This window comes from Dechloromonas denitrificans, from assembly GCF_001551835.1.
GTDB lineage: Bacteria > Pseudomonadota > Gammaproteobacteria > Burkholderiales > Rhodocyclaceae > Azonexus > Azonexus denitrificans.
Map to the genome: position 1 here is coordinate 161,842 of NZ_LODL01000007.1, position 21,978 is coordinate 183,819.

At 60.0% G+C, this 21,978-nt stretch carries 21 protein-coding genes; 9 read left to right on the forward strand and 12 right to left on the reverse strand.

What is annotated here, in order from left to right; translation table 11 throughout:
- Nucleotide 1: 1 nt before the first annotated feature.
- From hisS to AT959_RS03405, 11 genes are all read right to left on the reverse strand, one after another.
- Complete coding sequence (hisS, locus tag AT959_RS03355) at nt 2-1,300, reverse strand: histidine--tRNA ligase (RefSeq protein ID WP_066880594.1); 1,299 nt, start codon at nt 1,298-1,300, stop codon at nt 2-4.
- Nucleotides 1,297-2,526, reverse strand: a complete 1,230-nt coding sequence (gene ispG, locus AT959_RS20280; protein WP_066880596.1) for a flavodoxin-dependent (E)-4-hydroxy-3-methylbut-2-enyl-diphosphate synthase — start codon at nt 2,524-2,526, stop codon at nt 1,297-1,299. The genes hisS and ispG overlap by 4 nt, the downstream gene beginning before the upstream one ends.
- Before the next feature lie 3 nt (nt 2,527-2,529).
- Nucleotides 2,530-3,456, reverse strand: coding sequence for a RodZ domain-containing protein (locus AT959_RS21555; protein ID WP_066880598.1), 927 nt, complete (start codon nt 3,454-3,456; stop codon nt 2,530-2,532).
- Nucleotides 3,456-4,256, reverse strand: coding sequence for a type IV pilus biogenesis/stability protein PilW (pilW, locus tag AT959_RS03370; protein WP_066880600.1), 801 nt, complete (start codon nt 4,254-4,256; stop codon nt 3,456-3,458). Before pilW ends, AT959_RS21555 begins: the two co-directional genes overlap by 1 nt.
- Nucleotides 4,253-5,344 (reverse strand): dual-specificity RNA methyltransferase RlmN, encoded by a 1,092-nt coding sequence (gene rlmN / locus AT959_RS03375; protein ID WP_066880924.1) that lies wholly within the window; start codon nt 5,342-5,344, stop codon nt 4,253-4,255. Before rlmN ends, pilW begins: the two co-directional genes overlap by 4 nt.
- 84 nt (nt 5,345-5,428) lie before the next feature.
- On the reverse strand, nt 5,429-5,857 hold the full coding sequence (ndk, locus tag AT959_RS03380) for a nucleoside-diphosphate kinase (RefSeq protein WP_066880602.1): 429 nt from the start codon (nt 5,855-5,857) through the stop codon (nt 5,429-5,431).
- Between the two features lie 72 nt (nt 5,858-5,929).
- Entirely contained in the window at nt 5,930-6,616 is a 687-nt protein-coding gene (locus tag AT959_RS03385; RefSeq protein WP_157651198.1) for a hypothetical protein, read from the reverse strand.
- Nucleotides 6,617-6,727: 111 nt separating this feature from the next.
- Nucleotides 6,728-8,011 carry a TRAP transporter large permease gene (locus AT959_RS03390; RefSeq protein ID WP_066880605.1) on the reverse strand — a complete coding sequence of 428 codons (1,284 nt, stop codon included), beginning with the start codon at nt 8,009-8,011 and terminating at the stop codon, nt 6,728-6,730.
- Entirely contained in the window at nt 8,008-8,784 is a 777-nt protein-coding gene (locus AT959_RS03395; RefSeq protein WP_083518200.1) for a TRAP transporter small permease, read from the reverse strand. Before AT959_RS03395 ends, AT959_RS03390 begins: the two co-directional genes overlap by 4 nt.
- 64 nt (nt 8,785-8,848) lie before the next feature.
- Nucleotides 8,849-9,853 (reverse strand): TRAP transporter substrate-binding protein, encoded by a 1,005-nt coding sequence (locus AT959_RS03400; protein ID WP_066880609.1) that lies wholly within the window; start codon nt 9,851-9,853, stop codon nt 8,849-8,851.
- A gap of 184 nt (nt 9,854-10,037) precedes the next feature.
- Nucleotides 10,038-11,387 (reverse strand): dicarboxylate/amino acid:cation symporter, encoded by a 1,350-nt coding sequence (locus tag AT959_RS03405; RefSeq protein WP_066880611.1) that lies wholly within the window; start codon nt 11,385-11,387, stop codon nt 10,038-10,040.
- A 163-nt stretch (nt 11,388-11,550) separates the two neighbouring features.
- Here AT959_RS03405 and AT959_RS03410 point away from each other — a divergent pair, with 163 nt between their 5' ends.
- The 6 genes from AT959_RS03410 (at nt 11,551) to AT959_RS03435 (ending at nt 17,977) form a co-directional block, all read left to right on the forward strand.
- Entirely contained in the window at nt 11,551-13,527 is a 1,977-nt protein-coding gene (locus tag AT959_RS03410; protein WP_420806639.1) for a PAS domain S-box protein, read from the forward strand.
- Nucleotides 13,524-14,126, forward strand: coding sequence for a response regulator transcription factor (locus AT959_RS03415; RefSeq protein ID WP_066880615.1), 603 nt, complete (start codon nt 13,524-13,526; stop codon nt 14,124-14,126). Before AT959_RS03410 ends, AT959_RS03415 begins: the two co-directional genes overlap by 4 nt.
- Before the next feature lie 107 nt (nt 14,127-14,233).
- Nucleotides 14,234-14,560 (forward strand): thioredoxin TrxA, encoded by a 327-nt coding sequence (trxA, locus tag AT959_RS03420; protein ID WP_066880616.1) that lies wholly within the window; start codon nt 14,234-14,236, stop codon nt 14,558-14,560.
- A gap of 158 nt (nt 14,561-14,718) precedes the next feature.
- Nucleotides 14,719-15,978 carry a transcription termination factor Rho gene (gene rho, locus AT959_RS03425; protein WP_066880618.1) on the forward strand — a complete coding sequence of 420 codons (1,260 nt, stop codon included), beginning with the start codon at nt 14,719-14,721 and terminating at the stop codon, nt 15,976-15,978.
- A gap of 91 nt (nt 15,979-16,069) precedes the next feature.
- Nucleotides 16,070-16,294, forward strand: a complete 225-nt coding sequence (rpmE, locus tag AT959_RS03430) for a 50S ribosomal protein L31 (protein WP_066880620.1) — start codon at nt 16,070-16,072, stop codon at nt 16,292-16,294.
- 60 nt (nt 16,295-16,354) lie between these two features.
- Nucleotides 16,355-17,977 carry an ArnT family glycosyltransferase gene (locus AT959_RS03435; RefSeq protein WP_066880622.1) on the forward strand — a complete coding sequence of 541 codons (1,623 nt, stop codon included), beginning with the start codon at nt 16,355-16,357 and terminating at the stop codon, nt 17,975-17,977.
- A 60-nt stretch (nt 17,978-18,037) separates the two neighbouring features.
- Here AT959_RS03435 and orn read toward each other — a convergent pair whose 3' ends face one another.
- Entirely contained in the window at nt 18,038-18,583 is a 546-nt protein-coding gene (gene orn / locus AT959_RS03440) for an oligoribonuclease (protein WP_066880624.1), read from the reverse strand.
- A 41-nt stretch (nt 18,584-18,624) separates the two neighbouring features.
- Here orn and AT959_RS03445 point away from each other — a divergent pair, with 41 nt between their 5' ends.
- The 3 genes from AT959_RS03445 to AT959_RS03455 all read left to right on the forward strand — a co-directional run bounded on the left by AT959_RS03445 (nt 18,625) and on the right by AT959_RS03455 (nt 21,946).
- Nucleotides 18,625-19,884 (forward strand): M48 family metallopeptidase, encoded by a 1,260-nt coding sequence (locus AT959_RS03445; protein ID WP_240481700.1) that lies wholly within the window; start codon nt 18,625-18,627, stop codon nt 19,882-19,884.
- Nucleotides 19,884-20,750, forward strand: coding sequence for a ribosome small subunit-dependent GTPase A (rsgA, locus tag AT959_RS03450; RefSeq protein WP_066880628.1), 867 nt, complete (start codon nt 19,884-19,886; stop codon nt 20,748-20,750). The genes AT959_RS03445 and rsgA overlap by 1 nt, the downstream gene beginning before the upstream one ends.
- 110 nt (nt 20,751-20,860) lie before the next feature.
- Nucleotides 20,861-21,946 (forward strand): response regulator, encoded by a 1,086-nt coding sequence (locus AT959_RS03455; protein ID WP_066880630.1) that lies wholly within the window; start codon nt 20,861-20,863, stop codon nt 21,944-21,946.
- Nucleotides 21,947-21,978 lie beyond the last annotated feature (32 nt).

Consider the following 21,978-nt stretch of genomic DNA (forward strand, 5'->3'; position numbering starts at 1 on the left):
CTTATTCCTCTTCGCTATCTTCGTCTGAATCGATCAGTTGTCCGATGATGGCTTCCGCCAGATCATCGACTTTCAGTTTCTGCTGCGCCGAACCTTCAGCGCGCAAGGATTTGAGCTGGGCTTCGCCGGTCGACGCCTCGTCATCGCCAATAATGACGGCAAACGCCGCTCCGCTGCCATCGGCCTTCTTCATCTGCGACTTGAAGCTGCCGCCGCCACAATGCATCAGTACGTTGATGCCCTGGTCGCGCAGACCTTCGGCAACGCGGAAAGCCAGGCGCAAAGCCTCGTCGCCCTGATGCACCAGGTAAACGTCCGGTGCCGGCGCCGCCGGCTCACCGCCGGATTCCTTGATCAAGGCGATCAGGCGTTCGACGCCCATGGCAAAACCGCAGGCCGCTGTTGCCTTGCCGCCCAGCTGAACAACCAGACCATCGTAACGACCACCGGCGCAAACCGTGCCTTGGGCCCCCAGCTTGTCGGTAACCCACTCGAAAACGGTCAGGTTGTAGTAATCGAGGCCACGCACCAGGCGCGGGTTGATCGTGTACGGCTGACCGGCATCGCGCAGGACGCGCTGGACGCCTTCGAAATGAGCCAGCGATTCGGCGCCGAGATAGTCGATCAGCTTGGGCGCCGCGGCACACAGTGCCTGCATGGCGGGGTTCTTGGTATCGAGAATACGCAGCGGATTGGTATGCAGACGACGCTTCGCGTCTTCGTCCAGCAATTCGGCGTTTTCCTCGAAATAGGTAATCAGCGCCGCCCGGTGCTGGGCACGTTCTTCCGGCTGGCCGAGGCTGTTGATCTGCAGTTCGATACCGTCCAGACCGAGGTCACCCCACAGGCGAGCCCCCATCAGGATCATTTCGGCATCGATATCCGGACCGGCCATGCCGAAGGACTCGACGCCAACCTGATGAAACTGGCGATAACGGCCCTTTTGCGGCCGTTCGTGGCGGAACATCTGGCCGATGTAATACAGGCGCTGGTTCTGGCGGGCCGCCAGGTTGTGCTCGATGACGGCACGCACGCAACCAGCCGTGCCTTCCGGGCGCAAGGTCAGCGCCTCACCGTTCAGACCATCAATGAAGGAATACATTTCCTTCTCGACGATGTCGGTCACTTCGCCGATCGCCCGCTTGAAAAGCGGTGTCGGCTCGACGATCGGCATGCGAATCGGGCGATAGCCGTAGCCTTTCAGCCACGCACGGATAGTGTCCTCGAACAGTTCCCAGAATTCGGCTTCGTCGGGGAGAACATCGTTCATCCCGCGCACGGCTTGCAGCGTTTGACTCATGCTTTCAATTTCTTGGTATAGGTGCGCTCGACATAGCGCTCGATGATTTGTTTGAACTCATTGGCGATATTGTCGCCCTTGAGGGTGACGGTTTTTTCACCGTCCTCGTAAACCGGGGCCGATGGCGCTTCACCCGTTCCCGGCAGCGAAATGCCGATATTGGCATGCTTCGATTCGCCCGGTCCGTTGACGATACAGCCCATCACGGCCAGCGTCATGTTTTCGGCACCATCGTAATGCAACTTCCATTCCGGCATCTTGGCGCGGACAAAATCCTGCACCTCGCCAGCCAGTTCCTGGAAAAGCGTACTGGTCGTCCGACCACAGCCCGGGCAAGCCGCCACCATCGGCGTAAAGGCCCGCAAACCCATGGTTTGCAGGATTTCCTGGGCAACAATGACTTCCTGGCTGCGCGAACCGCCAGGTTCCGGCGTCAACGAAACACGGATGGTATCGCCAATGCCTTCCTGCAGTAATACCGAGAGGGCGGCGGTCGACGCGACAATTCCCTTCGATCCCATGCCCGCCTCGGTCAAGCCGAGATGCAAGGCATAGTTAGCCCGCTTCGACAGCTCGCGATAAATGGCGATCAGATCCTGCACGCTGGAAACCTTGCAGGAAAGGATGATCCTCTCACCGGCCAAGCCGACCTCCTCGGCCTTGGCGGCCGACTCCAGCGCCGACGTCACCATCGCATGACGCATCATTTCGGTCGCGTCGAGCGGGACGGCCTGGCGACTATTCTCGTCCATGATACGGGCCAGCAATTCCTGATCGAGACTGCCCCAATTGACGCCGATGCGGACCGGCTTGTCGTACTTGCAGGCCAGTTCGACCATCTGGGCAAACTGCTCGTCCTTCTTCTTGCCAAAGCCGACGTTACCCGGGTTGATCCGGTATTTGGCCAGGGCTTCGGCACAAGCCGGATGCTCGGTCAGCAGGCGGTGGCCGTTGTAGTGAAAATCCCCGATCAGCGGCACGTTGCAGTTCATCCGGTCGAGATGCTCGCGGATCTTCGGTACCGCAGCCGCCGCTTCCGGCGAGTTGACCGTGATACGCACCAGTTCCGAACCGGCACGGGCCAGTTCGGCAGTTTGCAAGGCAGTTGCCAGATAATCGGCGGTATCGGTATTGGTCATCGACTGCACGACAACCGGCGCACTGCCGCCGACAATCACGTGGCCAATCGAGGTGGTGCGCGTCAGGCGCTTGCTAACTGCCGTCACAACTTACTCCAGAACCAGACGGGCAACGTCGCCCCGGGTATGCGGCACCAGATCAACCGCCTGACCACGCCAGAATAGTTTGACCCCCGGCGCAAAACCGATGACCAGCGAAAACGGGCCATTGCCCAAGACCGCCTGGTCAAGCCCGGCCGTGCCCCGCTGGGAGAAAATCACTTTGCTGTCGCGATCCTTGACTTCGACCCAGGACTCTTTCTCGAAGACGAAACGCAAAGGCGCCTTGACCAGGGCTTCCGCACTTGGGGCTGCCGCCGTCAAAGCCGGCGACACCGCAACGGCCGGCGCGTTCACCGGCTCGGCCGGAACAGCTACCGGATCTGCCTGCGGATTCATCACCTGCTGCGGCGTCGTGCCCGGCGGGAAAACCGGTTCGGCCGCAGGCTCGGCGAGAGCAGCCTGAGGCTGCTCCTGGGCATCTTTTTGCGAGAATGAACTGATCAGGTTCTGGGTACTTTCACGCCAGGCCGACAAATCGTTCGGCAGCAGGAAATAAACCAGGCCAGCCAGCGCCACCAGGACCGCTCCCGTCGTCACGACCGCCCGATCCCGGCGGGAAATAGGCCCACTGCTCTGCGGCATGGTGGCCGGACGCGAATCGACATCACCAAGCCTGGTGACGGGCTTCTGCAGCGTCAGATCGAGCTGGGCCATCAGCGGCAACGGGTCGATCTGGACCAGACGGGCATAGTTGCGGACAAATCCGCGAATGAAGGTATGACCGGGCAAAGCCTGCCAATCGCCGTTTTCCAGCGCTTCCACCTGCTTCGCCCCAAGCTTCAGGGTGGCAGCCACTTCCGGCAACTGGATGCCACGCTCTTCCCGGGCTGCCCGCAACTGGGCACCCACATTCGGCACGGCTTCGGAAACGGTCTGATCGACCAAGTCTTCGACGCCGCTCATCTGATCACTCATTAAAAGTTACCCTTGAGGAATTCCTGATACTCGACCGAGGTCGGGTATCGACTTCGCAATTGTGCTGCAAAAGCACCTTCGGCTGAGCGGTTGCCAAGCTTTCGCTCGATGCGAATAGCAAGCCACAAGGCTTCGGCCGAAGGCCGCTCCATCATTTTCAGGACATCGTTCAGATAGACCCGAGCCTCTTCGTAGATCCCGCGCTGAAAAAACAGCTTGGCAAGTTGTAGGCGCGCCGTCGGCGCACCATCCCGCGCCAGGCGCAAGGCATTAAGCAGGTAGTTTTGCGCCCCATCGAGATCACCCGCCTTCATGGCACAGGTGCCGGCATTGGTATAGGCGCGATCCGGCGTTTCGTAGAGCGGATTTTTCAGGGCTTGCAGGAAATAGGCGATCGACTGCCGTTCCTTGCCGGTATCACAGAGATACCAGCCGTAGTTGTTATTGACTTCCGGATCGGTAGGCGACAGGCTCAAGGCCCGCTGAAAGTCATTTTCCGCCTTGCCATATTCCTTCAAGTTGGCATAGACCAGACCCCGCACGCTGTAGGCCTGAACATAGCTGGAGTCGGCACTGAGAGCGATGCCGAGCTCGTCGAGTGCAGCCGACATGTGCCCATTCTGAAAGTACATGGCACCGAGTTCGGTGTGTATCCGGGCCCGGTTCTTCGGATCGGTGGAGGCCTGATTCCGGGTGTTATTGACCGGCATATCGCTGTTGAATTGCGCCAAGGCCGGGAAAACACACAAAGCACTCAGGCAAATACCGACGAGCCGCTGCTTAACCGAAAAACTGTTCACGGCCTTGCCTCCTTGAGGGGGATTACTCGTCCGGACGTACGCTTGGTTTTATCCTTGACCTGCCCCGCCAACTGACCGCAGGCCGCATCGATATCGTCACCGCGTGTCTTGCGCGTCGTGGTCACGATGCCCGCCTGCATCAGGATATCGGCGAAACGGCGCACCCGTTCGGCCGGGGAGCGCTTGAATGGCGAACCCGGGAATGGGTTGAAGGGAATCAGGTTGAATTTGCACGGCACGTTCTTGACCAAGGCCAGCAGTTCGCGGGCATGGGCATCGCTGTCGTTGATGCCGTCGAGCATGACGTATTCGAAGGTAATGAAGTCGCGTGGCGCTTTCTCAAGGTAGCGCTGGCAGGCCGCCATCAACTCCTTGAGCGGATATTTCTGGTTGATCGGCACCAGTTCGTCGCGTAGCTTGTCGTTGGGCGCATGCAGCGAGACGGCCAGGGCCACCGGGCACTCGTCGCGCAAGCGGTCCATGACCGGCACCAGACCGGAGGTCGAGACCGTGACGCGGCGACGCGACAGGCCGTAGGCGTGGTCGTCCAGCATCAATTTGAGGGCGGCGACGGAGTTTTCAAAATTGGCGAGCGGCTCACCCATGCCCATCAACACGACATTGGAAATGACCCGCTGGTCGCCGTGCACCGCGCCCAATGCGTTATTGGCCAGCCAGAGCTGGCCGATGATTTCCGCCACCGTCAGGTTGCGGTTGAAACCCTGCTTGCCGGTCGAGCAGAAGGCGCAATCGAGCGCGCAACCGGCCTGAGTGGACACGCAGAGCGTGCCACGATCATCTTCGGGAATGAACACCGTTTCGACGGCATTGCCATTCCCGACGTCGATCAGAAACTTGCGCGTACCGTCATCCGACAGCTTGTCGGAGACTACCGCGGGCGGCGAGACAACGGCCCTTGCCTTGAGCTTTTCACGCAGGCTCTTGGCGATATCGGTCATGGCGTCGAAATCGGCCACACCGGATCGATGAATCCAGCGCAACACCTGGCGGGCCCGGAAAGGCTTTTCGCCTTGCGTGGCAAACCAGGCAGTCAGACTGTCGGCATCAAGATCAAGAAGATTTTGCATCAGCATCCTAGTCCGTCATTCCCGCCGAAGCGGGAATCCAGAAAAACTGGGCTCCCGTCACAGCGGGAGCAACGGATATTTGAATCAACGACCGGAGAAAACGTTCATGCCCGGGAAGAAGAAGCCGATTTCAACAGCAGCGGTTTCCGGGGCGTCAGAGCCGTGCACGGCGTTGGCGTCGATCGATTCGGCGAAGTCGGCGCGAATGGTGCCAGCGGCAGCTTCCTTCGGGTTGGTGGCGCCCATCAGTTCGCGGTTCTTGGCGATGGCGTTTTCACCTTCGAGCACCTGGATCATCACCGGGCCGGAGATCATGAAGGAAACCAGATCCTTGAAGAAGGGGCGTGCCTTGTGCACAGCGTAGAACTGGCCAGCTTCCTGCTCGGACAACCAAGCCATCTTGGAGGCAACGACCTTCAGGCCATTGGATTCGAAACGGGAGTAGATCTTGCCGATAACGTTCTTGGCAACAGCGTCAGGTTTGATGATGGAGAGGGTGCGTTCGATAGCCATTTAATTGCTCCGCAAAAGCTAGTCAGTTGAAAAACGGGCAATTTTAGCAGATAAGCAGCGGAAAAACCCGGCTCACTGGCTGGCAGTTTTGGCACTTTCCACCGCCAGCAAAGGCTCGCGCAAGCTGGCAAAATTTCTCGGCGCCACATATTGCAACAACTCCTTGCCATCGCCATCGACCACGATATCCAGCCCCTGCTGCGGGTAGAGCAGATGGGTCCGCTTTTCCGAAACGACCAGGCGTTCGCCAGGCTGACCGAATCGCTGGACCACCGTCGCTTCATCAAGATTGACCGTCGGAATGACGCTGATTGCCCTGACCGGCATCTGCTCGGCCAGCGCCAGATCATCCGGATGCAAGGTGATCTTGCGCGTCATGCTTTCCATATGCTTGGCCTTGAGCGCCCGTTCGCGCATCTCGGAAACAGCCTCTTTCGTGATGTCGACCGTAACAATCACCTTGGCCAGCACAAAGCCGAGTGGCACCTGGGCGTAATACCCTTCCAGCGTGCCGACCTCATTCGGCTCGGCGATGATGGCGACCTCGATTTCAGACCCCAGGCGCTGGCGCACCTCGCCCAGCGTACTCACCCCCGGTTGCAGTCCGAACACAGTACTCCCCCCCTGCCCATCCAGCGCGATTTGCCAAGGCAGATTGCTGTTCGGATCAACCCCTTCCTGCTTGCCGGTGGCCGGCAAAAGAAACGGCACGATCAAGGCAACAAGGACAAAGGCAATCAGGTATAGGGCGAATTTCATGGCGGGGTCAGCATTCAGGGAGGCGGCCGATTGTGCCACAGCCCTCCTCCATGAAAGGAAAAAGCCGCGCCCGGTTACCCGGAGCGCGGCCCCAATCGGCAATCGCCGTATTTACAGCATGCCCAACTGCTGCGGCAGCCAGAGCGAGAGGCCCGGCCAGTAGGTAACCACGACCAGGAAGCCGAGCATCGACAGCAACCATGGCCAGACGGCGACGGTCAGCTCGGTAATGCCCATCTTGGTGATCCCGGAGGCGACATAGAGATTCAGGCCAACCGGCGGGTGACACATGCCGACTTCCATATTTACCACCATCAGGATACCGAAGTGCACCGGATGGATACCCAAGGCCACGGCAACCGGGAACAGGATGGGTGCGAAGATCAGCACGATCGACGACGGCTCCATGAAGTTGCCGGCCAGCAGCAGAATGACGTTCACCGCCAGCAGGAAGGTAATCATGCCCAGCCCGTTGCCCAGCATCCAGTCGGCTAGCGCCTGCGGGATGTTCTCATTGGTCATGATGAACGAGAACAGCACGGCATTGGTGATGATGTAGAGCAGCATCGCCGACATGTTGGCCGAGTTGAGCAGCACCTTCGGCACATCCTTCAGGCCCAGGTCGCGGTAAATGAAAACTGCACAAATAAAGGCGTACACCGCAGACATTGCCGCCGCTTCAGTCGGCGTGAAGATGCCGGTATAGATCCCGCCCATCACCACGACGATCAGCAGCAGCCCCCAGACCGAGGCACGGAAGGATTTCCAGCGCTCACCCCAGGTCGCCTTCGGCTGCCGCGGGTAATCAAATTTCTTGGCGCGATACCAGGTCACCCCACCCAGCGTTGCCGCCAACGCCAGACCCGGAATCACCCCGGCCATGAACAGCGCACCGACCGAGGTATTGGTCGCCACCGAGTACATCACCATGACGATGGACGGCGGAATCAGAATGCCGAGCGCCCCCGAAGTAGCAATCACCCCGGCCCCGAACTTGTTCGGGAAGCCCGCCTTGACCATGGCTGGCAGCAGGATGGAACCGATCGCAACGACGGTCGCCGGGCTGGAGCCGGAAACTGCGGCGAACAGCGCACAGGCCAGCACCCCGGCCAGACCGAGGCCGCCATACCAGTGACCGACCATCGACGTGGCGAAATTGATCATCCGTTTCGCCACCCCGCCATGGGTCAGGAAATTGCCGGCCAGGATGAAGAACGGAATGGCCATGATCTCGAACTTCTCGATCCCCGTAAACAGCTTGAGTGCGACCGATTCGAGCGGCACCTGGGTCATCGTGAACAGGAAGGTCAGCACCGTCAGGCCGAGCGAAATCGAGATCGGCATGCCGGTCAGCATGAGGATGGCCAGCAGGCCGAAAATCACCATGGCGTTCATTGCTGGCCCCCATTCTTGTCATTGTCGCGACGTTCATTCTGCCGACGCTCGTTTTCCTGAGCCTGGGCGTCGCCATGACGACGATCGTCACCACTACGCCGATCGCCAACCATCGGGTGCTTCAGGTCATGCATGTGCAGGTTGTCGTCCATGCCATAAAGATTGACATCGACCGGCGGCTTTTCATCTTCCAGACCATCAACATGACCATGGTCGTGGTGCGGCAGCTCGCCCGTTTTCAAAAAGCCCCAAGTCACCTGCAGGAAGCGGAAGCACATCAGCGAGGAACCAAGCGGAATGGCGCTATAGACCATCCAGGTCGGCCACTCGAGGTCAGGCGTCGTCGGTCCTTCGTAGTTATCGCCCGTATCGATGCCAAGCATCTGGAAAATGGCGTAATGCGCCCCGTTTTCCCAGACGAAATGCGCCCCCAGCGAAGCGACGACACCGGTAAACAAGGCGCCAGCCAGCAAGCCGAAAACGATGAACTTGCCGCGCATGCCGTCATCGAGACGATTGATCAGCACATCGACGCCAACGTGGATGCCGGTCCGCACGCCATAGGCAGCACCGAACTTGGCCATCCAGACGAACATGATGATGCAGAGCTCTTGAGCCCAGCCGAAATTGAGCGTCAGCAACCAGTCCTGCAGCCCGGGAATATCCACCCCGGCCATATAACGGTGCACGACGGAAACGAAGATAATCAGCGTGGCCGCTCCCATCAGGAAGGTGACCAGCAACTCTTCTAGGTGATTCAACGCTTTGTTGATCATGATGAGTTCCCCCGGTGTACCTCGGGGGCCGCAACCCCCGAGTTATTGTTGCTGCTGCGAATTACAGGCTATCCGGCTTGAAGCCGATATCCTTGTAGACCGCCTGGATCACTTCCTTGCCAACACGACTTTCCATTTTCTGATGCACCGGCACCAGCGCCTTCTTGAAGGCCAGGCGCTCTTCCTTGGTCGGCACATAAACCGTGGTCTTGCCGCTCTTCTTCACGGCTTCCAGGGAGCTTTCGTTCTCGACCTTGGCGATCTGGTTGGCGTAACGGGTCGCCTGCTCCATCGCATCACCCAACTGGGTGCGGATATCGGCCGGCAGGCCATCCCAGAACTTCTTGTTCACGATCACGGCATAACCCAGGTAACCATGCTCGGTCAGCGTCAGATGCTTCTGCACTTCGTGCATCTTCTGCGTGTAGAGGTTGGAAATCGGGTTTTCGGTACCGTCGACCACCCCGGTCTGCAGCGCCTGGTAGACCTCGGAGAATGCCATTACCTGCGGCAGGCCGCCGAGCGCGCGCACTTCTTCTTCCAGTACCTTGGAGGACTGGATGCGCAGCTTCTTGCCCTTGAGGTCGGCCGGCGACTTGATCGGGGAATTCAACGAGAAGGACTTGAAGCCGTTATCCCAGTAAGCCAGGCCACGAATGCCCTTCGGCTCCAGCTTGCTGAGCAACTGCTTGCCGACCGGCCCGTTGGTCACCTTGCGCAGATCGTCGTAGCTGCCGAAGATAAATGGCAGGTCGAAGACCTCGAATTCCTTGACGCCGAGCGGGCCGAACTTGGCCAGCGACGGAGCAAGCATCTGGACGGCGCCCAACTGCAGCGCTTCCATTTCTTCCTTGTCCTTGTACAGCGTCGAGTTGGCGTACACCTCGACCTTGACCTTGCCACCGGTCAACTCGGCTGCCTTCTTGGCAAACATTTCGGCGGCCTTGCCCTTGGGCGTATCGGCGGCCACGACATGGCTGAACTTGATCACAATCGGCTGCTGAGCATAAGCAGTCAACGACAGCGCACCGACCAGCAAACCAACCAAAAGCTTGGAAACTTTCATTTTTTCTCCTCCGGAAATTGAGCCATCAAAATTTCTTTTACGGCTGGATGAAATTATTACGAAAGACGTAACTGCCGCGTATTGTGGTTAACCACAGTACAAATCCGATTTGATCCTTTACGCCGCCCCAAAAAGAAAAACCGCCGGACCAGCCGGCGGTTTTCAATGGGCAAACTGCTTGCGCTTAGTGATGCTCGAGAATCGGGCGCGGGCTATGCGGGATCGGTGGCTCCTGCGCATCATCCAGCACCAACTCGGGAAAATCGGCTTCGTCCTGGGTCTCGTTGTTCAACACAGCCTTCAGCTTCTCGGTATCGAGCGCCTTGCACCACTTGGCAACGACCAAGGTTGCAACGCTGTTGCCGATGAAGTTGGTCAGCGCTCGGGCTTCCGACATGAAGCGGTCGATCCCCAGGATCAGCGCCAGACCGGCCACCGGCACCGTACCGACCGCGGAGAGCGTCGCCGCCAGTACGATAAAGCCGCTACCGGTCACACCGGCCGCACCTTTCGACGTCAGCAGCAGGATCACCAGCAGCGTGATCTGATGTTGCAGATCGAGCGGGGTATTGGTGGCCTGGGCGATGAAGACTGCCGCCATCGTCAGATAGATCGAGGTGCCGTCAAGATTGAAGGAGTAACCGGTCGGCACGACCAGACCGACGACCGACTTCTCGGCCCCGGCATTTTCCATCTTGGCCATCAGGCGCGGCAGGGCAGATTCCGAAGAGGAAGTACCGAGCACCAGGAACAGCTCTTCCTTGATGTACTTGATCAATTTCCAGATCGAGAAGCCGTGTACCGCAGCAATGCTGCCCAGCACGGCAAAAATGAAGATCACACAGGTCAGATAGAAGGCACCCATCAGGCTTGCCAACTGCGTCAGGCTGCCGACACCATGCTTGCCGATGGTGTAGGCCATGGCACCGAAAGCACCGATCGGAGCAACCTTCATGATCACGCCAACGATACCGAACAGCACGTGCGACAGCTTTTCGATCAATTCGAAGACCGGCTTGCCGCGCTCGCCGAAGGCATGCATCGAATAACCGAAGAGGATCGAGAAGAACAGCACCTGCAGCATGTCACCCTTGGCAAAGGCATCGACGACGCTGGTCGGAATAATGTTCATCAGGAAGTCGGCGGTCGACTGCATCTGACCGGGTTGGGCATACTTGGCGATACCCTTGGTGTCGAGCGAAGCCGGATCGACGTTCATGCCAACCCCTGGCGCCCAGACGTTAACCACGATCAAACCGATAATCAGCGCGATGGTACTGACCACTTCAAAATACAGAACAGCCAGACCGCCGGTCTTACCGACCTTCTTCATGTCTTCCATGCCGGCGATGCCGACGACGATGGTGCAGAAAATGATCGGGGCGATGATCATCTTGATCAGCTTGATGAAACCATCGCCCAGCGGCTTCATGGCCGCACCGGTTTCCGGATAGAAATGCCCGAGCGACACGCCGATGGCAATCGCCAGCAGCACCTGCACGTACAGGCTCTTGAACAACCCTCTTTTGGCCATAAAACCGGCTCCTTTGGTGATGATTTATTGAAAACTAATTGATAAAACGGCCGGAAGTATCGTTTTGTCACCACGCCTTCGCCATTGTGGATATCCGAATTGTGGATACCCACAATGGTCAGCCGCGAAATAACGTGAGGTAACATTTGTCGCCATGACCCGGATGCCTAAATTGCGGAGTTCGTCCGCCCTCCATTTGCGCTGGCTGCTCGCCTTACCCAAACTGGGCATCGTGCTCCTGATCGCGGCCCTGCTCTCGCTGCTCTGGCTGCTCCACCTCAACGAAGTTGACGAAGAGCGCACCAGCCTGATCAAGGATGTCCTCTGGCTTGAGCAAAACCTCCGCTTTCACCTGAACGGCAACGAAGAACAGCTCCAGCAACTGGCGGTAGACATGGCAACCCTGGCCGACGAAAAGCGGATCTTTCGCCTGCGCGCCGGCCACCTGCTGAAAAACAACCCTGAAATAACGCAAATTCTCTGGTTCGACCCACAGCGCAAGCTGATCGACGCCCTGCCCGGCACGACGCTGCCAGAACACGAAATCGAGTCATTTGGCCCGGTCGTCACCGAAAAAGCCTTTGAAATGGCACGCCGGCTTGGCAAACAGGTCTACAGCGAACCTTTTTTTCTCGAAGGCAACCGTGCCTTTGTCGAGCTGTTCGTTCCGATCTACCGGGAAAGGGAATTCAACGGCATGCTGGTTTCAGTACTGCCGCTCGACACCCTGCTCGACAACCTGGTCCCCTGGTGGTTCACGGAGAAATACAAGGTCGTCATCATCGATGACAACGAAATCCAGTACGCCGCAAAAACCCATATCGAAGGACTCGGCAACCAGACTTACGAAATCCCCTTCGACCCGCCCGGCTATGGCCTGAAACTGCGTATCGTCAGTTACCAAAGCAGCACCAATCCACTACAACGCCTGCTCACCATTGCCATCGTCGCGCTGGCCGCCGGCGTCTTCTGGAGTCTGTGGATGGTTCGCGACCTGATGAAAAAGCGCTCGCAGGCTGAAGAAGCGCTGCGCGCCGAACACGCCTTCCGTACCGCGATGGAGAATTCGCTAACCGTCGGCATGCGGGCCCGCGACCTGAAGGGCAAGGTCGTCTACGTCAATCCAGCGTTCTGCAAAATGACCGGCTTCAGCAGCGATGAACTGGTCAACAGTACGCCACCGATGGCCTACTGGGCGCCGGAGCAGATTGATGAGTCCTACGCCATGCACCAGGCCGTTCTGGCTGGCGAAGCGCCAGTCGACGGCTTCGAGATGATCTTCATGCGCAAGAATGGCGAACGCTTCCATGCCCTGGTCTATGAAGCCAAGCTGATTGACGGCAATGGCCAGCATACCGGCTGGATGGCCTCGGTACTCGATATCACCGAGCGCAAACGGGCTGAGGAACTGGCCCGGCAACAGCAGGAGCAACTTCAGTTCACCTCACGCCTGGTAACCATGGGCGAAATGGCCTCGACGCTGGCCCACGAACTGAATCAGCCGCTGGCGGCAATCGCCAGTTACAACACCGGCTGCCTGAATCTGCTCGAACGCACCGATTGCCAGGCCCACGAGATCCGGCCTGCCCTGCAGAAAGTCGCCGTGCAAGCCCAGCGGGCAGGCAAGATCATTCGCCGGGTACATGACTTTGTCCGCAAGAGCGAACCGAAACGCGCCCCCTGCCAACTGGCCGAAGTCATCGAAGACTGCCTTGGCTTCATCGAGGCCGACGCCCGCAAATACCATGTCCGCATTGAATGCGACACCCCGGAAATGCCACCGATTCCCGCCGACCGGCTGATGCTGGAACAAGTGCTGCTCAACCTGATCCGCAACGGCATCGAGGCGATGGCCCAGACACCGGAGGGGCATCGCAAGTTGAAGATCCGGGTCAGCCGCGAAGAAACGGAACTGAAAGTGAGCGTCGCCGATCATGGCTGCGGCATCCCGCCAGATATCCGTGACAAGCTGTTTACCGCCTTTTTCACCACCAAACCGGAAGGCATGGGGGTCGGGCTTTCCATCTGCCGCTCGATCATTGAGTTTCACCGCGGCCGGCTATGGGCCGAAGACAACCCCCATTCACCAACCGGAAACGGTACGATATTCACCTTCACCCTCCCCCTGGAAAGCGCATGAGTACGCCGCAAGCCCACCTGGTCGACGACGACGAAGCCATCCGCGATGCGCTTTCCTGGCTGCTCCAGTCACGCGGCATCCCGTGCACCACCTACGACAGCGCCGAAGCCTTTCTCAGCAGCTGGAATGCCAATCTGGCCGGCTGTATCGTCCTCGACATGCGGATGTCCGGGATGAGCGGATTGGATTGTTTTGACAAACTGCGCGAACTGGCCTCCAGCCTCCCGGTAATCTTTCTGACCGGGCATGGTGACGTCCCACTGGCCGTAGGCACGCTAAAAAAAGGTGCGTTCGATTTTTTCGAGAAACCGCTCAACGATAATGAGTTGGCGACCCGCATTCAGGAAGCGATGGAACTTGATGCCCGCCAGCGTGCCGCCAATGCTACGGTCGACTCGCTGAATGCCCGGATTTCCAGCCTGACCACGCGCGAAAAACAGATCATGGAACTGGTGCTGGCCGGCAAGTTCAACAAGGTTATCGCCGATGAATTGAATATCAGCATGCGCACCGTCGAGGTGCATCGGGCGAACCTTTTCGACAAGATGCAAGTCAAAACCGCCGTCGAGTTGGCCAACTTGCTGAAACCCGGGCGCTAACCCTTCCCTAAGCCACCTTTTTTCGTTAGCATCTCGCGCAAATCCCTTCGCCATTCACGGCGTACATTCCCCTATTACTCCGGTTCACTCCATTCACGAGGCATTTCATGAGCGAGCACATCCATTACGTCACCGACGACACCTTTGAAGCCGAAGTGCTGCAAGCGCAGCAGCCGGTTCTCGTCGATTACTGGGCAGAATGGTGCGGCCCCTGCAAGATGATCGCCCCCATCCTCGACGAAATCGCCAGCGAATACGCCGGTAAGCTGAAAGTCGCCAAGGTCAATATCGATGACAACCAGGCCACCCCGGCCAAGTTCGGCATCCGCGGCATCCCGACCCTAATGATCTTCAAGAACGGCAACGTCGAAGCGACCAAGGTTGGCGCCCTCTCCAAGGGCCAACTCGCCGCCTTCATTGACAGCAACCTGTAATCTCCGTAGTCTCCCAGCCTGAGTTCGCGTTCTGCGTCCTCAGGCTGACGCAAGCGGCACCCAGCCCCGCGTCACTCCCCTCCCTCTGCTCTTAGCATCTGCGCCCCGGCCTCCGGGCAGTCGTCCGTTCCCTTTCGGCGCCATACACTCCCACATTCATGCAACTCTCCGAACTCAAGACATTACACGTCAGTAAACTGCTGGACATGGCGACCGAACTGGTCATCGAAAACGCCAACCGCATGCGCAAGATGGAGTTGATTTACGCCATCCTGAAGGCGAAGGCCAAGAACGGCGACACCATCTATGGCGACGGCACGCTGGAAGTCCTGCCGGATGGCTTCGGCTTCCTGCGCTCGTCGGACACCTCCTACCTGGCCAACCCGGATGACATCTACGTCTCGCCCTCGCAGATCCGCCGCTTCAATCTGCGCACCGGCGACACCGTTGAAGGCGAGATCCGCACCCCGAAGGATGGCGAGCGCTACGTTGCGCTGACCAAGCTGGACCGCATCAACGGCTTCTCGCCGGAAGCCAACAAGAACAAGATCATGTTCGAGAACCTGACGCCGCTGCACCCGACGCGTCATCTGAAACTCGAACGCGAAATCAAGTCCGAAGAAAACATCACCAGCCGCGTCATCGACATGATCGCCCCGATCGGCTGCGGTCAGCGCGGCCTGTTGGTCGCCCCGCCGAAGACTGGCAAGACGGTGATGCTGCAGAATATCGCCCACGCCATCACGGCCAACCACCCGGAAGTGATTCTCATCGTGCTGCTCATTGACGAGCGCCCGGAAGAAGTCACCGAAATGACCCGTACCGTCAAGGGCGAGGTCGTTGCCTCGACCTTCGACGAACCGGCCTCGCGCCACGTCGCGGTCGCCGAAATGGTCATCGAGAAGGCCAAGCGCCTGGTTGAACACAAGAAGGATGTGGTCATCCTGCTCGACTCGATCACCCGTCTCGCCCGTGCCTACAACACCGTGCAACCGGCCTCCGGCAAGGTACTGACCGGCGGCGTCGACGCCAATGCCCTGCAGAAGCCGAAGCGCTTCTTCGGCGCGGCGCGCAACATCGAGGAAGGCGGCTCGCTGACCATCCTCGCCACGGCGCTGATCGACACCGGTTCGCGAATGGACGAAGTGATCTACGAAGAATTCAAGGGAACCGGCAACTCCGAAATCCACCTCGACCGTCGCATGGCCGAGAAGCGGATGTACCCGGCGGTCAACGTCAATCGCTCCGGCACCCGCCGCGAAGAACTCCTGCTCAAGCCGGACGTACTGCAGAAAATGTGGGTCCTGCGCAAGCTCTGTTACCCGATGGACGATCTCGAAGCGATGGAATTCCTGCTCGACAAGGTCAAATCGACCAAGGGCAACCAGGAGTTTTTTGACGCCATGCGCCGCGGCTGATAAAAATATTGCAGGCCCGTGATTTATCGAGGATAATCACGGGCTTCCCAGATCGGCCACATCCGCCGGTCGCTCGTTTAAAGGACAAAAGATGAAAGCCGATATCCACCCGAATTACAACGAAGTGCAAGTCACCTGCTCCTGCGGCAGCACTTTCACGACCCGTTCGACCATGAACAAGCAAGCCTTCCACGTTGAAGTCTGCTCGCTCTGCCACCCGTTCTACACCGGCAAGCAGAAGATCGTCGACACCGCCGGTCGCGTTGAAAAGTTCAACCAGAAATTCGGCGCCATGCGCGGCAAGGCTGCTGCCTGATCCACTGGATTTGCGCGATCAAAGGCAGCCTCATGGCTGCCTTTTTCGTTTCTGGAACCGATGCCTGATTTCCTCGCCCTGATTCGTCGCGGCATCCGCCTGCCTCCAGCCGGCTGGGTGCTCGCCGCCATGCTTGCCTTCTACGTGTTGGCCGGCCTGTTCGGACGCGACCCCTGGAAGGGCGAGGACGCCATCCATATCGGCGCCGCCTGGCACATGCTGTCCTACGCCGACTGGCTGTCGCCCGATCTGGCCGGCCGCCCCTTCCATGAGCCGCCGCTCTATTACTGGAGCGCTGCGCTGACTGGCAAAGTCTTCGGCTGGCTGCTGCCGATGCACGAAGCGATGCGTCTGGCCAGTGGCCTGTGGCTTACCCTGGCCTTGATGGGGCTCTACTACGCCGGCCGCGAACTGTACGGCCAGGAAAGCGCCGCGGCCAGCCCCTTGTTGCTAGCCGGCAGTGCCGGTCTGCTTTTTCATGCCCACGACGCCCAGCCCATGCTGGTTGCCCTGGCCGCTTACGGCGGCAGCATCGGCGCCCTGGCCGCGATGGAACGCCGGCCCCGCCTGAGCGGTATTTTCTACGGGCTGTCGCTCGCCGGCTGCCTGCTCGGCGCCGGCCTCGCCCCTGTCCTGCCGCTCCTGGCCATCCTGCCACTGGCCTGGTGGCTGGCGCCGGATCGCCCGAAGGCGCTGCAGACCCTGGGCATCGCGCTTGCCATCGCCGCCCTGCTCAGCCTGCCCTGGCCCGCCCTGCTGCTGGCCCTGGAGCCAGCACGTTTTCATGGCTGGCTGGCCACCGAACTGGCCCCGCTGAAGACGCCTTTCTCCTTTTCCGGCGCCGGCCGCTTCCTTTCGATGCTGCCCTGGTTTGCCTTTCCCGCCATTCCACTGGCCGGCTGGACCCTGTGGACCCGACGCGCCAGCCTGGGCGCCAAGCCGCAGTTGCTGCCGCTTGCCCTTTTCTTCATCACGCTGCTGATGCTGGCACTGGCCTATCGGCCGCGCGAAATTCCGGCCCTGCTGCTGCTGCCGCCACTAGCCCTGCTCGCCACCCCGGGCGCGCTGACCCTGCGTCGCGGCGCCGCCAATGCCTTCGACTGGTTCGCGATGATGACTTTCAGCGTCTTCGTCGCCCTGGTCTGGCTCTGCTGGTCGGCGATGGCGCTCGGCTGGCCGGAGAAACTGGCCAAACGGGTGGTCATCCTGCGCCCCGGTTTCGTCGGCCACTTCGAAATCCTCGCCCTGCTCGTCGGCCTGGCCGCAACGCTGTGGTGGATCTGGCTGATCGTCACCGCGCCACGCTCGCCCTACCGCAGCCTAACGCACTGGACGATGGGTTTTACCGCCCTCTGGCTGCTCGCGACGACCCTGATCCTGCCTTGGTTCGACTACGGCAAGAGCTACCGCCCGGTCGCCCAGGCCATCGCCCGCAGCTTGCCGGACAAGCACGGCTGCGTTGCCGAGCGCGGCCTGAGCGACACCCAGCGCGCCTCGCTCGCCTACTTCGTTGAAATCGAGCCGCTCCTGCTCGAGACATCGGCCGGACAAAAATGCAACTGGCTGCTGGTCAGCGGCACCAACCGTCAGGAACTGGCCGCCCCGGATGGCAGCTGGAACAAGGTCTGGGAAGGCAGCCGGCCGAGTGAGCGCAAGGAAAAAATGCGCCTTTTCAAGCGTTGACCGCCGGCTAGGCGAAAAAAAGGGGCCGGCGGCCCCTTTGGCAAACACTACGAAGTGCGCTCAGCCCTTCAGGAAATGCTCGCGGTAATACTTCATTTCATCGATCGATTCGTAGATGTCAGCCAGCGCCGTGTGCTTGCTCTTCTTCTTGAAGCCCTTGTAGATCTCCGGCTGCCAGCGCTTGCACAACTCCTTCAGGGTGCTGACATCGAGATTGCGGTAATGGAAAAAGCTTTCCAGGGTCGGCATGTAGCGCGCCATGAAACGGCGGTCCTGGCCGATCGAGTTGCCGCACATCGGCGAATGGCCCTTGGAGGAATATTTCTTCAGGAACTCCAGGGCCGCCGCCTCGACGGTCGCCTCATCAAAGGTCGACGCCTTGACCTTGTCGATCAGGCCGGAACGGCCATGCGTTTTCTGGTTCCAATCGTCCATGCCGGCCAGAATTTCGTCGCTTTGATGGACCACCCAGGACGGTGACTCGGCAACCATCTCCAGTTCCGAATTGGTCACCACCATCGCCATTTCGATGATGCGATCGCCATCCGGGTTCAAACCGGTCATTTCCATGTCCAGCCAGACGAGGTTGTTTGCGTTGCCTGCCATATAATTGCCCAAATTCTTGAAAACCCGGATTTTCTCACAGCTTGCCACCCAGTTTAGTGACCTCCAACTTCAGCCTCCTCTTTATTGCCGCCGTCATCCTGACGCTGGCTGCACGCCTGTGGCTGACCAGCCGCCACATCCGCCACGTCATTGCCCACCGCGACCGGGTGCCCACCGACTTTGCCGAGCGCATTTCGCTGGCCGCCCACCAAAAAGCGGCCAATTACACGGTCGACCGCAGCAAGTTCGGCATCCTCGGCAGTCTGGCCGACAGCGCCCTGCTGCTAGCCCTGACACTGGGGGGCGGTATTGCCGCCCTGCACGCTTTCTGGTCGCCCCGCCTCGACGGCCTCGGCTACGGCCTGGCGATGATATTCAGCGTGATGCTGATCTCCGCCCTCGTCGACCTGCCCTTCTCCCTCTACCGCCAGTTCGTCATCGAGGCCCGCCACGGCTTCAACCGGATGAGCCTCGGCCTGTTCTTCGCCGACCTCTTCAAGCACGCGCTGATCGGCGTACTGATCGGCGCCCCGGTCATCCTCGCCGTGCTCTGGCTGATGGGTGCCATGGGCGACTACTGGTGGCTGTACGTCTGGCTGTTCTGGAGCGCCTTCAACCTGCTGATCATGTTCGTCTACCCGACCTGGATCGCCCCGCTCTTCAATAAATTCGCCCCGCTCGAGGAAGGCGAGATGAAGACCCGCATCGAAGCCCTGCTCGCCCGCTGCGGCTTCCGCTCCAGCGGCTTATTCGTGATGGATGGCTCGAAGCGTTCCAGCCATGGCAACGCCTACTTCACCGGTTTCGGCAACAACAAGCGCATCGTCTTCTTCGACACCCTGCTCTCCCGCCTCGCGCCGAGCGAGATCGAAGCCGTGCTCGCCCACGAACTCGGCCATTTCCGCCGCCACCACATCGTGCAGCGCATCGTGCTGATGTTCGCCGCCTCGCTCGCTTTTCTCTGGCTGCTCGGCCAGCTGATCGACGCTCCCTGGTTCTACAACGGCCTTGGCGTACCGGCTGAAAACACCGCGCTGGCGCTGATCCTGTTCTTCCTCGTCATTCCGGTCTTCACCTTCCCGCTCAATCCGCTGAGCAGCTACCTGTCGCGCCGCAACGAGTTCGAGGCCGACGCCTATGCCGCCGAACATGCCGCGGCCGGCGACCTGGTCCGGGCGCTGGTCAAGCTCTACGAGGACAATGCCTCGACGCTGACGCCGGACCCGCTGCATTCGCTGTTCTACGATTCCCACCCGCCGGCGGCGCAGCGCATCGCCCGCCTACAGACGGTGGCCCGCTGATGGAAGGCCGCGTCGTCGCCGCGCACGGGCGCCAATACCTGGTCGAAACGACCGACGGCAAGCTGCTGCCGTGCTTTCCGCGCGGCAAGAAGAGCGATGTCGCCTGCGGCGACCGTGTCGATATCCAGCAAACCTCGGACGACCAGGGCGTCATCGAAGCCATCCAGCCGCGCACCAGCCTGCTCTACCGCTCCAACGAAATCAAGCAGAAGCTGATTGCCGCCAATGTCGATCAACTGGTTATCGTCGTCGCCACCGAACCGGCCTTCTCCGACGAACTGGTCACCCGCGCCCTGCTCGCCGCCGAGAGCGAGGAGATCGAGCCGCTAATCGTCCTCAACAAGTGCGACCTCAGCGAGCGCGTGCCGGCCGCGCGCGAGCGCCTCAAGGTACTCGCCGACCTCGGCTACCGCATCGTCGAACTGTCGGCCCTCAAGCATGCCGAAGACCTGCGCCCGGAACTGCATGGCGTGACCAGCGTGCTGGTCGGCCAGTCGGGCATGGGCAAATCGACGCTGGTCAATGCCCTGGTTCCCGAGGCCAATGCCGCCACCCGCGAAATCTCGCAGGCGCTCGATTCCGGCAAGCACACGACAACGCACGCGACGCTCTACCATCTCGATGCCGACAGCCAGTTGATCGACTCGCCGGGGCTGCAGGAATTCGGCCTCGGCCATCTCGACCGCCAGGAAATTGAATACGCCTTCCGCGAATTCCGTCCCTATCTCGGCCAGTGCCGCTTCCGCGATTGCCGGCACAACCGCGAACCGGACTGCGCATTGACCGCTGCGGTGAACGCCGGAAAAATCGACGAAAGGCGTTTCGCCGCTTACCACCGCATCGTCGGCACCCAGCGCGGCGCTTGACAATTACCGGCGGCGCCGCCTGGCAGAGGGTTTTCCGCGATAGCAATATTCCCGGCACAAGCCCATAATCCGAAAAAGCAGCGTCCGTCAGAGGCTAGAGGGGAGACACCATGGCACAGGGCCAGCCAACCATCCTGATCGTTGATGACACCCCCGAGAATCTCAGCGTTCTTGGCGAACTGCTACAACCCGCTTACCGGGTCCGCGCCGCCAACGGTGGCCGGCGCGCCTTGCAGATCGCGCACGGCCACCCGACGCCCGATCTCATCCTGCTCGACGTGATGATGCCCGAGATGGACGGCTACGCCGTGCTGGCCGAACTGCAGGCCGACCCGATCACGCAGGGTATCCCGGTCATTTTCGTCACCGCCATGGATGCGACGGAAGATGAGGAACACGGCTTGGATTGCGGCGCCGTCGACTACATCACCAAGCCCTTGCGTCCGGCCATCGTGCTCGCCCGGGTTCGCACCCAGCTTGAACTGAAACGGGCCCGCGACTTCCTGCGCGACCAGAACAGCTTCCTGGAAGGCGAAGTCGCCCGCCGGATGGGCGAAAACCAGTTGATCCAACGGGTCAGCATTCACGCCCTGGCCCGCCTGGCCGAGACCCGCGACCCGGAAACCGGCAACCATCTGCGGCGAACGCAGGAATATGTCCGGACGCTGGCCCTCGGTCTCAAGGATCACCCGCGCTTTTCCCATTTTCTCGATATCCGCACCATCAATGTTCTCGCCCAGTCGGCACCGCTGCACGACATCGGCAAGGTCGGCGTGCCCGACCACATCCTGCTCAAGCCGGGCAAGCTGACCCCGGAAGAGTGGGAGATCATGAAAACCCACGCCAAGCTGGGCAGCGATGCCATTGAGCTGGCCGAGCAGGATGCCGAAAAACCGGTGGAATTTCTCGCCATCGCCAAGGAAATCGCCCACTTCCACCACGAAAAATGGGATGGCAGCGGCTATCCGGAAGGACGCCGCGGCGATGCCATCCCGATTGCCGCTCGCCTGATGGCCTTGGCCGATGTCTTCGATGCCCTGATCTGCAAGCGCGTCTACAAGCCGGCGATTCCCTACGAGCAGGCCAAGGCGATGATCCTTGAAGGTAACGGCACACATTTCGATCCGGATGTCGTGGCCGCCTTCATCAATCAGTTCCCGACCTTCAAGGCCATTGCCGACGCCTATTCCGACTGAGCGGCGACCCCATGCCACGGAGACGGCAGCGC